Source organism: Streptomyces sp. NPDC006430, from assembly GCF_040612395.1.
GTDB lineage: Bacteria > Actinomycetota > Actinomycetes > Streptomycetales > Streptomycetaceae > Streptomyces.
Genome location: NZ_JBEXQA010000020.1, coordinates 94,507 through 110,583, shown reverse-complemented (window position 1 = coordinate 110,583; position 16,077 = coordinate 94,507). Strand labels below are relative to the sequence as shown.

Annotated in this window: 15 protein-coding genes; 2 read left to right on the top strand and 13 right to left on the bottom strand. The window is 69.4% G+C overall.

Annotation, left to right across the window (positions count from 1 at the left end):
- From nuoL to ABZZ20_RS25345, 12 genes are read right to left on the bottom strand one after another with little or no spacing between them, the layout of a single operon-like run.
- Positions 1 to 1,896: an NADH-quinone oxidoreductase subunit L gene (gene nuoL, locus ABZZ20_RS25400; RefSeq protein ID WP_356873254.1), complete on the bottom strand. Its 1,896-nt coding sequence runs from the start codon at positions 1,894 to 1,896 to the stop codon at positions 1 to 3.
- A gap of 12 nt (positions 1,897 to 1,908) precedes the next feature.
- Positions 1,909 to 2,208 (bottom strand): NADH-quinone oxidoreductase subunit NuoK, encoded by a 300-nt coding sequence (gene nuoK, locus ABZZ20_RS25395; protein ID WP_112449176.1) that lies wholly within the window; start codon positions 2,206 to 2,208, stop codon positions 1,909 to 1,911.
- Positions 2,205 to 3,020: an NADH-quinone oxidoreductase subunit J gene (locus ABZZ20_RS25390; protein WP_356873251.1), complete on the bottom strand. Its 816-nt coding sequence runs from the start codon at positions 3,018 to 3,020 to the stop codon at positions 2,205 to 2,207. The genes nuoK and ABZZ20_RS25390 overlap by 4 nt, the downstream gene beginning before the upstream one ends.
- Positions 3,017 to 3,628 (bottom strand): NADH-quinone oxidoreductase subunit NuoI, encoded by a 612-nt coding sequence (gene nuoI / locus ABZZ20_RS25385; protein WP_356873249.1) that lies wholly within the window; start codon positions 3,626 to 3,628, stop codon positions 3,017 to 3,019. Before nuoI ends, ABZZ20_RS25390 begins: the two co-directional genes overlap by 4 nt.
- Positions 3,621 to 4,991: an NADH-quinone oxidoreductase subunit NuoH gene (nuoH, locus tag ABZZ20_RS25380; protein WP_356873247.1), complete on the bottom strand. Its 1,371-nt coding sequence runs from the start codon at positions 4,989 to 4,991 to the stop codon at positions 3,621 to 3,623. The genes nuoI and nuoH overlap by 8 nt, the downstream gene beginning before the upstream one ends.
- Entirely contained in the window at positions 4,988 to 7,504 is a 2,517-nt protein-coding gene (locus ABZZ20_RS25375) for an NADH-quinone oxidoreductase subunit G (protein WP_356873244.1), read from the bottom strand. The genes nuoH and ABZZ20_RS25375 overlap by 4 nt, the downstream gene beginning before the upstream one ends.
- Positions 7,501 to 8,874 carry an NADH-quinone oxidoreductase subunit NuoF gene (gene nuoF, locus ABZZ20_RS25370; RefSeq protein ID WP_356873242.1) on the bottom strand — a complete coding sequence of 458 codons (1,374 nt, stop codon included), beginning with the start codon at positions 8,872 to 8,874 and terminating at the stop codon, positions 7,501 to 7,503. The genes ABZZ20_RS25375 and nuoF overlap by 4 nt, the downstream gene beginning before the upstream one ends.
- A complete protein-coding gene (gene nuoE, locus ABZZ20_RS25365; RefSeq protein ID WP_356873240.1) occupies positions 8,874 to 9,620 on the bottom strand; it encodes an NADH-quinone oxidoreductase subunit NuoE in 747 nt (248 codons plus the stop codon). The genes nuoF and nuoE overlap by 1 nt, the downstream gene beginning before the upstream one ends.
- The gene (locus ABZZ20_RS25360; RefSeq protein WP_356873238.1) at positions 9,617 to 10,957 is read right to left on the bottom strand and encodes an NADH-quinone oxidoreductase subunit D; all 1,341 of its coding nucleotides are present in this window, start codon (positions 10,955 to 10,957) and stop codon (positions 9,617 to 9,619) included. Before ABZZ20_RS25360 ends, nuoE begins: the two co-directional genes overlap by 4 nt.
- Positions 10,957 to 11,679, bottom strand: a complete 723-nt coding sequence (locus ABZZ20_RS25355; protein ID WP_356873236.1) for an NADH-quinone oxidoreductase subunit C — start codon at positions 11,677 to 11,679, stop codon at positions 10,957 to 10,959. The genes ABZZ20_RS25360 and ABZZ20_RS25355 overlap by 1 nt, the downstream gene beginning before the upstream one ends.
- Complete coding sequence (locus ABZZ20_RS25350; protein WP_356850818.1) at positions 11,676 to 12,230, bottom strand: NADH-quinone oxidoreductase subunit B family protein; 555 nt, start codon at positions 12,228 to 12,230, stop codon at positions 11,676 to 11,678. The genes ABZZ20_RS25355 and ABZZ20_RS25350 overlap by 4 nt, the downstream gene beginning before the upstream one ends.
- 15 nt (positions 12,231 to 12,245) lie before the next feature.
- Positions 12,246 to 12,605: an NADH-quinone oxidoreductase subunit A gene (locus ABZZ20_RS25345; RefSeq protein WP_030028256.1), complete on the bottom strand. Its 360-nt coding sequence runs from the start codon at positions 12,603 to 12,605 to the stop codon at positions 12,246 to 12,248.
- A gap of 767 nt (positions 12,606 to 13,372) precedes the next feature.
- Between ABZZ20_RS25345 and ABZZ20_RS25340 the strand changes: the two genes are divergently transcribed.
- Complete coding sequence (locus tag ABZZ20_RS25340) at positions 13,373 to 14,200, top strand: NlpC/P60 family protein (RefSeq protein WP_356873234.1); 828 nt, start codon at positions 13,373 to 13,375, stop codon at positions 14,198 to 14,200.
- 194 nt (positions 14,201 to 14,394) lie between these two features.
- Positions 14,395 to 14,715 carry a hypothetical protein gene (locus ABZZ20_RS25335; RefSeq protein ID WP_356873232.1) on the top strand — a complete coding sequence of 107 codons (321 nt, stop codon included), beginning with the start codon at positions 14,395 to 14,397 and terminating at the stop codon, positions 14,713 to 14,715.
- 3 nt (positions 14,716 to 14,718) lie between these two features.
- Here ABZZ20_RS25335 and ABZZ20_RS25330 read toward each other — a convergent pair whose 3' ends face one another.
- Positions 14,719 to 16,002, bottom strand: a complete 1,284-nt coding sequence (locus tag ABZZ20_RS25330) for a geranylgeranyl reductase family protein (RefSeq protein ID WP_356873230.1) — start codon at positions 16,000 to 16,002, stop codon at positions 14,719 to 14,721.
- Between the last annotated feature and the right edge of the window lie 75 nt (positions 16,003 to 16,077).

Genomic DNA, 16,077 nt, shown 5'->3' with positions numbered 1-16,077 from the left:
TCACACCGCCCTCATCAGCAGGGTCGCGGCGATGACGATCGCCGTGCCCCCGAACATCGAGACCGCGTAGCTGCGGGCGTAGCCGTTCTGGAGCTTGCGCAGCCGGCCCGACAGGCCGCCGACCGAGGCGGCCGTCCCGTTGACCACCCCGTCGACCAGGCTGTGGTCGACGTACACCAGCGAGCGGGTCAGGTGCTCCCCGCCGCGCACCAGCACGACGTGGTTGAAGTCGTCCTGGTACAGGTCGCGGCGGGCCGCCCGGGTGGGCCAGCTGCCGCGCGGGGCGATGACCGGGACGGGCTTGCGACCGTACTGCGCGTACGCCACTCCCACGCCGATGAGCAGGACCACGACGGTCGAGGCGGTGATGGCGGCGGCGCTGAGCGGCGGGTGTCCGTGCTCGAAGGAGGTGACCGGTTCGAGCCACTTCACGAAGGCGTCGTTGAGGCTGAACAGGGCGCCGGCGAAGACCGATCCGAAGGCCAGCACGATCATCGGGATGGTCATGGACTTCGGGGACTCGTGCGGGTGCGGCTCGTGGCCCTCCGCATCGGGCTGCCAGCGCTTCTCGCCGAAGAAGGTCAGCAGCATCACGCGGGTCATGTAGTACGCGGTGATGGCCGCGCCCAGCAGGGTGACCGCGCCGAGGATCCAGCCCTCGGTGCCGCCCTTCGCGAAGGCCGCCTCGATGATCTTGTCCTTGGACCAGAAGCCCGACAGGCCCGGGAAGCCGATGATGGCGAGGTAGCCGAGGCCGAAGGTCACGAAGGTGACGGGCAGGTACTTCCGCAGGGCCCCATACTTGCGCATGTCGACCTCGTCGTTCATCCCGTGCATCACGGAACCCGCGCCGAGGAAGAGACCGGCCTTGAAGAAGCCGTGAGTCACGAGGTGCATGATCGCGAAGGCGTACCCGATGGGGCCGAGGCCCGCGGCCAGGATCATGTAGCCGATCTGCGACATCGTCGAGCCGGCGAGGGCCTTCTTGATGTCGTCCTTGGCGCAACCGACGATCGCACCGAAGAGGAGCGTGACCGCGCCGACCACGACGACCGCGGTCTGTGCGTCCGGCGCGGCGTTGAAGATCGCCCCGGAGCGGGTGATGAGGTACACGCCGGCGGTGACCATGGTCGCCGCGTGGATCAGGGCGGAGACCGGGGTCGGGCCCTCCATCGCGTCACCGAGCCAGGACTGCAGCGGCACCTGGGCCGACTTGCCGCAGGCGGCCAGCAGCAGCATCAGGGCGATGGCCGTCAGCTTGCCCTCGGTGGCGTTCCCCACCGAAGCGAACACCGGCCCGAAGGCGAAGGTCCCGAAGGTGGTGAACATCAGCATGATCGCGATCGACAGGCCCATGTCACCGACCCGGTTGACCAGGAAGGCCTTCTTCGCGGCGGTGGCCGCGCTGGGCTTGTGCTGCCAGAAGCCGATGAGGAGGTAGGAGGCCAGGCCGACGCCCTCCCACCCGACGTAGAGCAGCAGGTAGTTGTCGGCGAGGACCAGCAGCAGCATCGCCGCGAGGAAAAGGTTCAGGTAGCCGAAGAAGCGGCGGCGGCGCTCGTCGTGCTCCATGTACCCGATCGAGTACAGGTGGATGAGCGTGCCGACCCCGGTGATGAGCAGGACGAACGTCATCGACAGCTGGTCCAGCTGGAAGGCGACATCCGCCCGGAAGCCCTCGACCGCGATCCAGGTGAACAGCTTCTGGTACAGGGTCCGGTCTTCGGCGCTCCGTCCCAGCATGTCGGTGAACAGGGCCACGCCGATGCCGAAGGAGGCGGCGGCGAGCAGGGTGCCGAGCCAGTGGCCGGCCTTGTCGAGGCGCCGGCCGCCGCACAGCAGCACCGCCGCTCCGAGCAGGGGCGCCGCGATCAGCAGCGCAATCAGATTCTCCACTGTGAACGCCCCTTACAGCTTCATCAGGCTGGCGTCGTCGACCGAGGCCGAGTGGCGGGTACGGAACAGCGACACGATGATCGCCAGGCCGACCACGACCTCCGCGGCGGCGACGACCATCGTGAAGAACGCGATGATCTGGCCGTCGAGGTTGCCGTGCATCCGGGAAAAGGTGACGAAGGCGAGGTTGCAGGCGTTGAGCATCAGCTCGACGCACATGAACAGCACGATCGCGTTCTTCCGGATCAGCACTCCGGCGGCGCCGATGGTGAACAGCAGCGCCGACAGGTACAGGTAGTTGACCGGATTCACTTCGAGGCCTCCTCACGGCCGAGCCGCTCGGCCGACCGCTGCTCCAGCGCCTTCAGGTCCTCCAACGCCTCGTCCGAGACGTCCCGGATCTGGCCGCGGGCGCGCAGCGTCTTGTTGACGGTCAGCTCGGACGGGGTGCCGTCCGGCAGCAGACCGGCGACGTCCACCGCGTTGTGCCGGGCGTAGACGCCGGGCGCGGGCAGCGGCGGGAGCTGCACGCCCTCGCGGACGCGCCGCTCGGCGAGCTCGCGCTGCGTGGCGGCCCGCTCGGTGCGTTCGCGGTGGGTGAGCACCATCGCGCCGACAGCGGCCGTGATCAGCAGCGCGCCGGTGATCTCGAAGGCGAACACGTACTTGGTGAAGATCAACGCTGCCAGACCCTCCACGTGCCCGGCGGAGTTGATCCGGCCGAGCCCGTTGAAGTGGTTCAGGGAGGCGTGGGCGATGCCGGCGATCAGCAGGACGCCGAAGCCGAGCCCGCACAGGACGGCCAGCCAGCGCTGTCCCTTGAGGGTCTCCTTCAGCGAATCGGCGGCGGTGACGCCGACGAGCATGACCACGAAGAGGAACAGCATCATGATCGCGCCGGTGTAGACGATGACCTGGACCACGCCCAGGAAGTACGCCCCGTTGGCGAGGTAGAAGACCGCCAGGATGATCATCGTCCCGGCCAGGCTCAGGGCACTGTGCACGGCCTTCTTCATCAGGATCGTGGACAGGGCGCCGATGACGGCGACCGTGCCGAGGACCCAGAACTGCACGGCCTCACCGGTGGAGGTGACCGTGGCGGTGGCCGCGGCGATCGCGCTCACGCCCTCACCCCCTCGGAGTCCTCGGCGGGCTCCGCCTTCTCCCCCTCGGGCCGCTCCCCCTTGGAGACTGCGACCTGCCGCTCCGTGCCGGGAGCGGCCCCGGTCACCAGACCGCGGTAGTAGTCCTGTTCGTCCGCCCCCGGGAAGATCGAGTGCGGGGTCTCGACCATGCCCTCCGTCAGGCCGGCGAGCAGCTGCTCCTTGGTGTAGATGAGCGATTCGCGGCTGGCGTCGGCCAGTTCGAACTCGTTGGTCATCGTCAGCGCCCGCGTGGGGCAGGCCTCGATGCACAGCCCGCACAGGATGCAGCGGGCGTAGTTGATCTGGTAGACCTGGCCGTACCGCTCGCCCGGGGAGTAGCGCTCCTCCTCGGTGTTGTCCGCGCCCTCCACGTAGATGGCATCGGCGGGGCAGGCCCAGGCGCAGAGCTCGCACCCGATGCACTTCTCCAGACCGTCCGGGTGCCGGTTCAGCTGGTGCCGTCCGTGGAAGCGCGGAGCGGTGGTCTTCTGCTGCTCCGGGTACTGCTCGGTGAGGCGCTTCTTGAACATGGCCTTGAAGGTCACGCCGAAGCCGGCCACCGGGTTCTGCCACTTCTCGTCAGACATTCTCAGCACCCTCCTCTCGGTCACTGTCAGTATTCGCCCCGCCACTGACAATCAGCTCCCGCTCCGTGCGGGGCCGCCTGCGCGGTACGGGTGCCAGGTGCTGGCCGGGCTTGGGCGGTACGGGGAACCCGCCCGCCAGCGGGTCGAAGGGCCGGGCCGCGGCGGTCTCGCCGGCCTGTTCGGCGGCCGACTTCTCCTTCCGGTCGCGGAACAGGTCCGCGACGAAGGACAGCAGCAGGATCGCCACGACCGCGCCGCCGACGTACAGGACGATCTCCGAGAAGTCGTAGCGCTCGTTGCGCAGGGCGCGGACGGTCGCGACCAGCATCAGCCAGAGCACGGAGACCGGGATCAGCACCTTCCAGCCGAGCTTCATCAGCTGGTCGTAGCGGACGCGGGGCAGCGTGCCGCGCAGCCAGATGAAGAAGAACAGCAGCAGCTGGACCTTGATGACAAACCAGAGCATCGGCCACCAGCCGTGGTTCGCGCCCTCCCAGTACGTGGAGATCGGCGCGGGGGCCCGCCAGCCGCCGAGGAAGAGGGTGACCGAGACCGCCGAGACGGTGACCATGTTGACGTACTCGGCCAGCATGAACAGCGCGAACTTGATGGAGGAGTACTCGGTGTTGAAGCCGCCGACGAGGTCGCCCTCGGACTCCGGCATGTCGAACGGCGCGCGGTTCGTCTCGCCGACCATCGTGACGACGTAGATGATGAAGGAGACCGGCAGCAGCACGATGTACCAGCGGTCCGCCTGCGCCTCCACGATCGCCGAGGTCGACATCGACCCGGAGTAGAGGAAGACGGAGGCGAAGGCCGCACCCATCGCGATCTCGTAACTGATCATCTGGGCGCACGAGCGCAGGCCGCCGAGCAGCGGGTACGTCGAGCCCGAGGACCAGCCGGCCAGGACGATGCCGTAGATGCCGACCGAGGCGACCGCGAGGACGTAGAGCATCGCGATCGGCAGGTCGGTCAGCTGCATCGTGGTGCGCTGGCCGAAGATGGAGACCTCGTCACCGGGCGGTCCGAAGGGGATCACCGCGATGGCCATGAAGGCCGGGACCGCCGCGATGATCGGCGCCAGGACGTAGACGACCTTGTCGGCGCGCTTGACGATGATGTCTTCCTTGAGCATCAGCTTCACGCCGTCGGCGAGCGACTGGAGCATGCCCCAGGGGCCGTGCCGGTTGGGGCCGATGCGCAACTGCATCCAGGCGACGACCTTGCGCTCCCACACGATGGAGAAGAGCACCGTCACCATCAGGAAGGCGAAGCAGAACACCGCCTTGACGACGACGAGCCACCAGACGTCGTCGCCGAACAGGGAGAGGTCCTCTGCGGCCAGCTGTACCGCGTTCACGCGCCCACCTCCGCAGTGGTGTCGCCCGCTCCGGCCGGGGTCGCCGGACCGATCCGTACGAGGGTGCCCGGGTGGGCGCCGGTGTCGGCGAGGACGCCGTGGCCGGTGGAGTTCAGCGGGAGCCAGACCACCCGGTCGGGCATCTCGGTGATCCGCAGCGGCAGTTCCACGGAGCCGGTCGGACCGGTCACCGCGAGGACGTCGCCCTCCTTGACTCCCGTCTCGGCGGCCGTGACGGCCGACAGTCGGGCACTGGCCTCGTGCCGGGTGCCGGCCAGGGCGTCGTCGCCCTCCTGGAGCCGGCCCAGGTCGAGGAGCAGCCGGTGGCCTGCGAGGACCGCTTCGCCGAGCCCGGGTCGGGGCAGCGGCGCGGGGTCCGCGGACTGCGCGGAGGCGCGCGCCCCGGACCACGGCCCGAGCGCGTCGAGCTCGCGGCGTACGGCGTGTACGTCGGGCAGCGCGATCGGCCGGTCGGCCGCGTCGGCCAGCATGTGCAGCACGCGGGCGTCGGCGGGGGCGAGCCGGCGGGTCATCTGGTCGGGCTTGAGCGCGGCCTCGAACGGCCTGACCCGGCCCTCCCAGTTGATGAACGCACCCGCCTTCTCGGCGACCGCGGCGACCGGGAGGACCACGTCCGCATGGTCGGTGACCTGGCCGGGCCGCAGTTCCAGCGAGACCACGAAGGCCTCCTGGAGGGCGACCAGCGCGCGGGCCGGGTCCGGCAGGTCGGCGACCTCGACGCCCGCGACCAGCAGGGCGGAGAGCTCGCGGCCGGCGGCGGCCTCGATGATCTGGCCGGTGTCGCGGCCGTAACGGTGCGGGAGTTCGTCCAACCCCCAGACGGTGGCGACCTCGTCGCGGGCCCGCGGGTCGGTGGCCGGGCGGGCCCCCGGCAGCAGCGAGGGCAGCGCACCCGCCTCGACGGCGGCCCGCTCCCCGGCCCGGCGCGGGATCCACACCAGCGCGGCGCCGGTGGCGGTGGCCGCCCGTACGGCTGCGGTCAGTGCCCCCGGAACACCGGCGAGGCGTTCCCCGACGACGATGACCGCGCCGTTCTCGCGCAGCGCGTCGGCGGCGGCGTGGCCGCCCCGCTCCAGGCCGGTCTTCGAGGCGAGCGCGTCGAGCCAGTCGGGCTCGGTGCCGGGGGCGGCGGCCAGCAGCGTGCCGCCCGCCTTCTCCAGGCCGCGGGTGGCGAAGGGTGCGAGGGCGAAGGTCCGCTGCTTGTGCTTGCGGTGGGCCTTGCGCAGCCGCAGGAAGACGCCGGGCGCCTCCTCCTCGGACTCGATGCCGACGAGCAGCACGGCGGGCGCGGCCTCCAGCGAGGCGTACGTCACCCCCGTGCCCCCGAGGTCCGTGCCGGTTCCCGCCACGGTGGCGGCCAGGAACTCGGCCTCCTCCGCGCTGTGGATCCGGGCCCGGAAGTCGATGTCGTTGGTGCCCAGGACGACCCGCGCGAACTTGGCGTAGGCGTAGGCGTCCTCGACGGTGAGCCGCCCGCCGGTCAGTACCCCGGCCCGGCCGCGCGCGGCGGCGAGCCCGGTGGCCGCGGCCTCCAGGGCCTCGGGCCAGCTCGCCGGCTCCAGTACCCCGGCCGCGTTGCGGACCAGCGGGGTGGTGAGGCGGTCCGGGCGCTGCGCGTAGCGGAACCCGAAGCGGCCCTTGTCGCAGATCCACTCCTCGTTGACCTCGGGGTCCTCGGCGGCCAACCGGCGCAGCACCTTGCCGCGACGGTGGTCGGTCCGGGTCGCGCAGCCGCCCGCGCAGTGCTCGCACACGCTCGGGGAGGAGACGAGGTCGAACGGGCGGGAGCGGAACCGGTACGCGGCCGAGGTGAGGGCGCCGACCGGGCAGATCTGGATGGTGTTGCCGGAGAAGTACGACTCGAAGGGGTCGCCCTCGCCGGTGCCGACCTGCTGGAGCGCGCCGCGTTCGAGGAGCTCGATCATCGGGTCGCCGGCGACCTGGGTGGAGAAACGGGTGCAGCGGGCGCACAGCACGCACCGCTCACGGTCCAGCAGCACCTGCGTGGAGATCGCGATCGGCTTCTCGTACGTGCGCTTCTTGCCCTCGAAGCGCGATTCGGCGTTCCCGTGCGACATCGCCTGGTTCTGCAACGGGCACTCGCCGCCCTTGTCGCAGACCGGGCAGTCCAGCGGGTGGTTGATGAGCAGCAGCTCCATCACCCCGCGCTGGGACTTCTCGGCGACCGCGGAGGTGAGCTGCGTCTTGACGACCATGCCGTCGGTGCAGGTGATGGTGCAGGAAGCCATCGGCTTGCGCTGCCCCTCGACCTCGACGATGCACTGGCGGCAGGCGCCGACCGGGTCGAGGAGGGGGTGGTCGCAGAACCGGGGGATCTCGATGCCGATCTGCTCGGCGGCACGGATGACCAGCGTCCCCTTGGGTACCGACAGCTCGATGCCGTCGATGGTCAGGGAGACCGTGTCCTCGGGGGGCTTGGACGGGCCCGCGGCCTCTCCGCCACCGGTCGGAGCGTTCGTGGTGACGGTCATGCGTTCACCTCCGTGTCAGCCCAGAGGGTCGACTTCTTGGGGTCGAAGGGGCAGCCCTTGCCCGTGATGTGTTGCTCGTACTCCGCGCGGAAGTGCTTCAGCGAGGAGAAGATCGGGCTGGCCGCCCCGTCGCCGAGTGCGCAGAACGACTTGCCGTTGATGTTGTCGGCGATGTCGTTCAGCTTGTCGAGGTCGGACATCACGCCCTTGCCGGCCTCGATGTCGCGCAGCAGTTGGACCAGCCAGTAGGTGCCCTCGCGGCAGGGGGTGCACTTGCCGCAGGACTCGTGGGCGTAGAACTCGGTCCAGCGGGTGACGGCCCGCACCACGCAGGTCGTTTCGTCGAAGCACTGGAGTGCCTTGGTGCCGAGCATGGAGCCGGCCGCGCCGACGCCCTCGTAGTCGAGCGGCACGTCCAGGTGCTCGTCGGTGAACATCGGGGTGGAGGAGCCGCCCGGTGTCCAGAACTTCAGCCGGTGCCCGGGGCGCATGCCGCCGCTCATGTCGAGCAGTTGGCGCAGGGTGACGCCGAGCGGGGCCTCGTACTGGCCGGGGCCTGCGACGTGCCCGGAGAGCGAGTACAGGGTGAAGCCGGGGGACTTCTCGGTCCCCATCGACTTGAACCAGTCCTTGCCCTTGTTGAGGATCGCGGGAACCGAGGCGATGGACTCGACGTTGTTGACGACAGTGGGGCACGCGTAGAGCCCCTCGACGGCAGGGAAGGGGGGACGCAGCCGGGGCTGACCGCGCCGGCCTTCGAGGGAGTCGAGGAGTGCCGTCTCCTCACCACAGATGTACGCGCCCGCGCCCGCGTGCACCGTGATGTCGAGCTTCAGTCCGCTCCCGAGGATGTTTTCCCCGAGGTAGCCGGCTTCGTACGCCTCGCGCACCGCCTCGTGCAGGCGTCGCAGCACCGGCACGACCTCGCCGCGCAGGTAGATGAACGCGTGCTCCGACCGGATCGCGTAACAGGCAATGATCATTCCCTCGATGAGGGAGTGCGGGTTGGCGAAGAGTAGGGGGATGTCCTTGCAGGTTCCCGGCTCCGACTCGTCCGCGTTCACGACGAGGTAGTGCGGCTTTCCGTCGCCCTGCGGGATGAACTGCCATTTCATTCCGGTGGGGAAGCCTGCGCCGCCGCGTCCGCGCAGGCCCGAGTCCTTGACGTACGCGATGAGATCGTCCGGGGTCATGGCGAGCGCTTTACGCAGGCCTTCGTACCCCTCGTGGCGCCGGTAGGTCTCCAGCGTCCACGACTGCGGCTCGTCCCAGAACGCCGACAGCACCGGCGCCAGCAGCTTCTCCGGGGCGCCGTTGCCTCCACCGGCCTCCGGACCGGGGGTACCCCCGTGTTCCATGGACACCGTCATCACTCCCCCTCCTCTGTGGCGGCCTGGGCCTCACCACGCGGGTGCACGACCTTGCCGAGCTGCGGGGACTCCCCGCGCGCGATGCGCAGACCGATCAGGGAGGCGGGGCCGGCGCCGCCGCTCGCCTCGACCGCGCCCTGGCGCTCGTCCGGGAAGCCGGCCAGGATCCGGGCGGTCTCCTTGTACGTGCACAGCGGCGCGCCCCGGGTCGGCGCGACCGGACGGCCGGCGAGCAGGTCGTCGACCATGGCTTTGGCGGACTCGGGGGTCTGGTTGTCGAAGAACTCCCAGTTGACCATCACCACGGGGGCGTAGTCGCAGGCCGCGTTGCACTCGATGTGTTCGAGCGTGACCTTGCCGTCGGGGGTGGTCTCGTTGTTGCCGACCCCGAGGTGCTGCTTGAGCTCGTCGAAGATGGCGTCGCCGCCCATGACCGCGCACAAGGTGTTCGTGCAGACGCCGACCTGGTAGTCGCCGGAGGGCTTGCGCCGGTACATCGTGTAGAAGGTGGCCACGGCCGTGACCTCGGCGGTGGTCAGGCCCAGGACCTCGGCGCAGAACCGGATGCCGGTGCGCGAGACGTAGCCCTCCTCCGCCTGGGTCAGGTGCAGCAGCGGCAGCAGTGCGGAGCGGCTGTCGGGGTAGCGGGCGATGATCTCGGCGGCATCGGCTTCGAGCCGAGACCGTACGTCCGCCGGGAAGTCGGGGGCCGGTAGCTGGGGCATGCCCAGGCTGACGTCCGTCATCGGTCGACGCCTCCCATCACGGGGTCGATGGAGGCGACGGCGACGATGACGTCGGCGACCTGGCCGCCCTCGCACATCGCGGCCATGGCCTGAAGGTTGGTGAACGACGGGTCACGGAAGTGGACCCGGTAGGGGCGGGTGCCGCCGTCGGAGACGACGTGGACGCCGAGTTCGCCCTTGGGTGACTCGACGGCCGCGTACGCCTGCCCGGCCGGCACCCGGAAGCCCTCGGTCACCAGCTTGAAGTGGTGGATGAGGGCCTCCATGGAGGTGCCCATGATGTTCTTGATGTGGTCGAGCGAGTTGCCGAGTCCGTCCGGGCCCATCGCGAGCTGCGCCGGCCAGGCGATCTTCTTGTCGGCGACCATGACCGGGCCCGGCTCCAGCCGTTCCAGGCACTGTTCGACGATCCGCAGGGACTGGCGCATCTCCTCCAGGCGGATCAGGAACCGCCCGTACGAGTCGCAGGTCTCGGTAGTCGGCACGTCGAACTCGTAGGTCTCGTAGCCGCAGTACGGGTCCGCCTTGCGCAGGTCGTGCGGCAGGCCGGCGGAGCGCAGGATCGGGCCGGTGGCGCCCAGGGCCATGCAGCCGGTGAGGTCGAGGTAGCCGACGTCCTGCATGCGTGCCTTGAAGATGGGGTTGCCGGTGGCGAGCTTGTCGTACTCCGGCAGGTTCTTCTTCATGGTCTGGAGGAAGTCGCGCAGCTGGTCGACCGCGCCCGGGGGCAGGTCCTGGGCGAGGCCGCCGGGGCGGATGAACGCGTGGTTCATGCGCAGGCCGGTGATCAGCTCGAAGATGTCGAGGATCAGCTCGCGGTCGCGGAAGCCGTAGATCATGATCGTGGTCGCGCCGAGCTCCATGCCGCCGGTGGCGATGCACACCAGGTGGGACGAGATCCGGTTGAGCTCCATCAGCAGGACGCGGATGACGGTGGCGCGGTCCGGGATCTGGTCGGTGATGCCGAGCAGCTTCTCGACGCCGAGGCAGTAGGCCGTCTCGTTGAAGAACGGCGTCAGGTAGTCCATGCGCGTGACGAAGGTGGTGCCCTGCGTCCAGTTGCGGAATTCGAGGTTCTTCTCGATGCCGGTGTGCAGGTAGCCGATGCCGCAGCGGGCCTCGGTGACCGTCTCGCCGTCGATCTCCAGGATCAGGCGGAGCACTCCGTGGGTGGACGGGTGCTGCGGACCCATGTTGACGACGATCCGCTCGTCGTCCGCCCTGGCCGCCGACTGGACGATCTCGTCCCAGTCGCCGCCGGTGACGGTGTAGACGGTGCCCTCGGTCGTCTCGCGCGCCGACGCTTGGTTGGCGGAGGCGTGGTTCGAAGTGGACATCAGCTGTACGACCTCCGCTGGTCGGGAGCCGGGATCTGGGCGCCCTTGTACTCGATGGGGATGCCGCCGAGCGGGTAGTCCTTGCGCTGCGGGAAGCCCTGCCAGTCGTCCGGCATCATGATCCGGGTGAGCGCCGGGTGCCCGTCGAAGACCAGGCCGAAGAAGTCGTACGTCTCGCGCTCGTGCCAGTCGTTGGTCGGGTAGACGGAGACGAGCGACGGGATGTGCGGGTCGCCGTCCGGGACGGCCACCTCCAGCCGCAGCACCCGGCCGTGGGTGATCGAGCGCAGGTGGTAGACGGCGTGCAGTTCGCGGCCCTTGTCGTCGGGGAAGTGGACGCCGCTGACGCCGGTGCACAGTTCGAAGCGCAGGGCGGGGTCGTCGCGCAGGGTGGAGGCCACCCGGACCAGGTGCTCGCGGGCGATGTGGAAGGTGAGCTCGCCGCGGTTGACGACCGTCTTCTCGATGGCGTTCTCGGGGACGAGGTCCTGCTCCTCCAGGGCGCCTTCGAGCTCGTCGGCGACCTCGTCGAAGTACGAGCCGTAGGGGCGGTGGCTCGCGCCGGGCAGGGCCACGGTGCGGACCAGGCCGCCGTAGCCGCTGGTGTCCCCACCGTTCCTGGTACCGAACATGCCCTTGCGGACGCCGATCACTTCGGGGCCGCTGCCGGACTCCCTCGGGGCAGGAACGTTGTTCCCGTTGTTCGGGGTGGTCTCGCTCACCGGAGCAGCCCCTTCATCTCGATGGTGGGGAGGGCTTTGAGGGCCGCCGCCTCCGCCTCGCGGGCCGCCTCTTCCCGGTTCACGCCGAGCTTCGAGCCCTGGATCTTCTGGTGGAGCTTGAGGATCGCGTCCATCAGCATCTCGGGGCGGGGCGGGCAGCCGGGCAGGTAGATGTCCACCGGGACGATGTGGTCGACGCCCTGGACGATCGCGTAGTTGTTGAACATTCCGCCCGAAGATGCACAGACCCCCATGGAGATGACCCATTTGGGAGCGGGCATCTGGTCGTACACCTGCCGCAGTACCGGCGCCATCTTCTGGCTGACCCGGCCGGCCACGATCATCAGGTCGGCCTGGCGCGGGGAGCCGCGGAAGACTTCCATGCCGAAGCGGGCCAGGTCGTACCGGCCCGCTCCGGTGGTCATCATCTCGATGGCGCAACAGGCCAGGCCGAAGGTCGCGGGGAAGACGGATGACTTGCGCACCCAGCCCGCGGCCTGTTCGACGGTGGTCAGCAGAAAGCCGCTCGGCAGCTTCTCTTCCAGTCCCATGGGAAATTCAGCCCCTCAGTCCCATTCCAGGCCGCCGCGGCGCCACACGTAGGCGTAGGCGACGAAGACGGTGAGCACGAAGAGCAGCATCTCGACGAGCCCGAAGATCCCCAGGGAGTCGAAGGTGACGGCCCAGGGGTAGAGGAAGACAACTTCGATGTCGAAGACGATGAAGAGCATCGCCGTCAGGTAGTACTTGATGGGGAAGCGACCGCCGCCGGCCGGCGTGGGCGTCGGCTCGATGCCGCACTCGTACGCCTCAAGCTTGGCCCGGTTGTACCGTTTTGGGCCGATCAGCGTGGCCATGACCACGGAGAAGATCGCAAACCCTGCGCCGAGGGCGCCGAGCACGAGGATGGGCGCGTACGCATTCACGCTCCTCGCTCCTTCCAGTCGTCCTTGACCGTTGGACCGCTGCGCCGGCTGGGGAACCTCCCGCCGGTGGCCCGGAAGGCAACCCACCTCGCGAAGATCGTGCACATGTGAGGCAGTTCACAAGCCGGACTGGTGCGCATCCTATGCCTGCCGGTCTGTGATCTGCGACACGGGTAACAACAACGAGTTTGTGATCTCCACCACCTGGCGAACGATCATGAAGCCCAATGAGTCGTGATCTTCATACGTGAAGCATCCACATGATCACCAAAGGTGACATCCGACCCCGTTACCGCAGGTAGAGGGTCCCTGGCACTATCAAACGATGTGCGGTGCAGGCAAATTGGCGAGATCAAGCCACTCGTGATACGGCGATCCGCGTCGCCCGGTCGAGGGAGGTCCCGGGGACGGGAGTGGACGCGTGCACGCATTCACGAGCGCCCGGCCGCACCGCACGACTTGTTCACGGCAAGGTCACGGACGGAGCACGGGGCCCTTACGGCGATACGATTCTGTGACCTGCGCCACTCCGGATTCTCGGCTCCGAAAGAGGGCTTGGCCATCTGCACGCAGGGATGGTAGGCCACAGATCAATTCGGACTTATTGCAGAAACCCCGTGTTCACAGGCTTGTGAAAGAGTGTCCGTTACGTCCGTTACGGCGTCAATAAGACACGCGGCGCGCCCGGTTAGCCCGCTTCGCGCACAACTGTGGCGCAGACCACGTTTCTTGAAGGGAACCCGGCCGCCCTGATAGCGGTTGTCCTCATGTCCCACACCGCTCACATACCCAGCCACCGGAAGCCCCGCCGCAGCACCTCGAAGCTCGCGGTCCGCGCCGGAGTTGCCGGTGGCGTCCTCAGCACCCTGGCGCTGGCCGGCACGGCGAGCGCGTCCCCGTCCGAGCCCGTGGCCGAGACGACGCTCGAAATGCCGGTCCTCGACCTGGACCTGGCAGCCGAGGTCTCCTCCGCCGTCACCACGGCCGCCGAGAACACCCGCGCCGCCGCCGTCACCGGCGAGCTGCACGCGCAGGAAGAAGAGGCCCGCACCGGCGCCGCCGCCGAGGCGAAGAAGGCCAAGGAAGACGCCCAGAAGGCCGACGCCGAGAAGAAGGCGAAGGACGAGGCTGACCGCAAGGCCGCGGCCGAGCGCGCCACCCGCAGCTCTTCCCGCGCCACGCTGCAGAGCGCCTCCGCGGCCAACACCCAGGGCTCCGGCACCGTGACCGCCCCGGCCACCGGCTCTGCCGCCGCCATCGTGAACTTCGCCCGCGCGCAGGTCGGCAAGGCGTACGTCCTGGGCGGCACCGGCCCGTCCTCGTTCGACTGCTCCGGCCTCGTCCAGGCCGCCTACCGCCAGGCCGGCATCTCCCTGCCGCGCATGTCGCAGGACCAGTCCTCGGAAGGCTCCTCGGTCTCCCTGAGCGCCCTTCAGCCGGGCGACATCCTGTACTGGGGCTCCCGCGGCAGCGCCTACCACGTTGCCCTCTACGTCGGCGGCGGCAAGTTCGTGGGCGCCCAGAACCCCAGCACGGGCATCGTCGAGCGCTCCCTGAGCTACGACAGGCCGACGGGCGCCGTCCGCGTCCTCTGACGCCTCCAGGGGCCTTCGAGCCCCTTCCGGCACCGCAAAGGGCCGGCACTCCCCCGCTCGGGGGCGGAGTGCCGGCCCTTCTGCGCGTTCCGCCGCCCCGCAGGACGGGTTGTACGGGGCCCGTACCGCGCCCGCCGGAGCCCTGCGAAGATAGCCGGGTGCAGTGGCCGGATTCAGCCCAGGAGGTGAGGCCCGTGATCACCGAGGCGTACGAGGACCACGGCACCGCCGGCGCCGACGGCACCGGCGACCCCACCGCCGTGCCGGCTGCCACCGGGCTCTTCCTGCTGGCCGTCGGCGGATGGCTGCTGAACACCACCCGCCCCTGGCACAAACCCGGACATCCCATCACTTTGGGGCTCGGCTGGGCCGTTGCCCTCGCGCTGCTGCTGTGGGGGCTGGTCCTGTTGACCCGCTGCGTGCGGACGGTCCACGGCTCGCGGCAGGCCCCGTACGAGGGCGGAACCGACGCGGCGGGCCGGACCGGAAAGCACCCGCCCCGCCCCACCCACTAGACCTCAGGCCTTCGGGGCCACCTTCGAGAGGCCGTTGATGATGCGGTCCATCGCGTCCCCGCCCGCGGGGTCGGTCAGGTTGGCCAGCATCTTCAGCGTGAACCGCATCAGCACCGGGTGCGTCAGGCCGCGCTGGGTGGCCACCTTCATCACCTTCGGGTTGCCGATCAGCTTCACGAACGCGCGGCCCAGCGAGTAGTAGCCGCCGTACGTCTCCTTGAGCACCTTCGGGTAGCTGTGCAGCGCCAGCTCGCGCTGGGCCGGGGTGGACCGGGCGTGCGCCTGCACGATGACGTCGGCCGCGATCTGGCCCGACTCCATGGCGTACGCGATGCCCTCGCCGTTGAACGGGTTGACGAGCCCACCCGCGTCACCGACCAGCAGCAGGCCCTTGGTGTAGTGCGGCTGCCGGTTGAAGGCCATCGGCAGGGCCGCGCCGCGGATCGGCTGCGTCATGTTCTCGGGGGTGTAGCCCCAGTCCGCCGGCATGGATGCGCACCAGGCCTTGAGGACCTCGCGCCAGTCCAGCTCCCGGAAGGCGGAGGAGGAGTTGAGGATGCCGAGGCCGACATTCGACGTGCCGTCGCCCATGCCGAAGATCCAGCCGTAGCCGGGCAGCAGCCGGTCCTGCGCACCGCGCCGGTCCCACAGCTCCAGCCAGGACTCCAGGTAGTCGTCGTCGTGCCGGGGGGAGGTGAAGTAGGTGCGCACGGCCACACCCATCGGGCGGTCCTCGCGGCGGTGCAGGCCCATCGCCAGGGAGAGGCGCGAGGAGTTGCCGTCCGCGGCGACCACCAGGGGGGCGCTGAAGGTGACCGGGGTCTTCTCCTCGCCCAGCTTCGCCTGCACGCCGGTGATGTGGCCGGTGCGCGGGTCGCGTACGGGCTCCCCGACGTTGCAGCGCTCGTACAGGCGCGCGCCGGCCTTCTGGGCCTGCCGGGCCAGCGTCTCGTCGAAGTCGTCGCGTTTGCGAACGAGTCCGTAGTCCGGGAAGGAGGCCAGCTCCGGCCAGTCCAGCTGGAGCCGCTGGCCGCCGCCGATGATGCGCAGGCCCTTGTTGCGCAGCCAGCCGGCCTCTTCGGAGACGTCGATGCCCATCGCCACCAGCTGCTTGGTGGCGCGCGGGGTCAGCCCGTCACCGCAGACCTTCTCGCGCGGGAACGCCGTCTTCTCCAGGAGCAGGACGTCCAGTCCTGCCTTGGCGAGGTAGTAGGCGGTGGTCGAGCCGGCGGGCCCGGCCCCGACGACGATCACATCCGCGGAGTGTTCGGAGAGGGGCTCGGTCACTGCGGGGTCTCCCGAAGGCTCGATAAAGGGTGCCCAACGGCACAGGACATGTGCAGTCTAAGCAGCGGAAGAGAT

Coding starts and splice junctions, on each gene's coding strand:
- nuoI (WP_356873249.1), bottom strand. CDS start 3,628: ATGTCTGACGAGAAGTGGCAGAACCCGGTGGCCGGCTTCGGCGTGACC.
- ABZZ20_RS25375 (WP_356873244.1), bottom strand. CDS start 7,504: ATGACCGTCACCACGAACGCTCCGACCGGTGGCGGAGAGGCCGCGGGC.
- nuoF (WP_356873242.1), bottom strand. CDS start 8,874: ATGACGGTGTCCATGGAACACGGGGGTACCCCCGGTCCGGAGGCCGGT.
- nuoE (WP_356873240.1), bottom strand. CDS start 9,620: ATGACGGACGTCAGCCTGGGCATGCCCCAGCTACCGGCCCCCGACTTC.
- ABZZ20_RS25360 (WP_356873238.1), bottom strand. CDS start 10,957: ATGTCCACTTCGAACCACGCCTCCGCCAACCAAGCGTCGGCGCGCGAG.
- ABZZ20_RS25350 (WP_356850818.1), bottom strand. CDS start 12,230: ATGGGACTGGAAGAGAAGCTGCCGAGCGGCTTTCTGCTGACCACCGTC.
- ABZZ20_RS25340 (WP_356873234.1), top strand. CDS start 13,373: ATGTCCCACACCGCTCACATACCCAGCCACCGGAAGCCCCGCCGCAGC.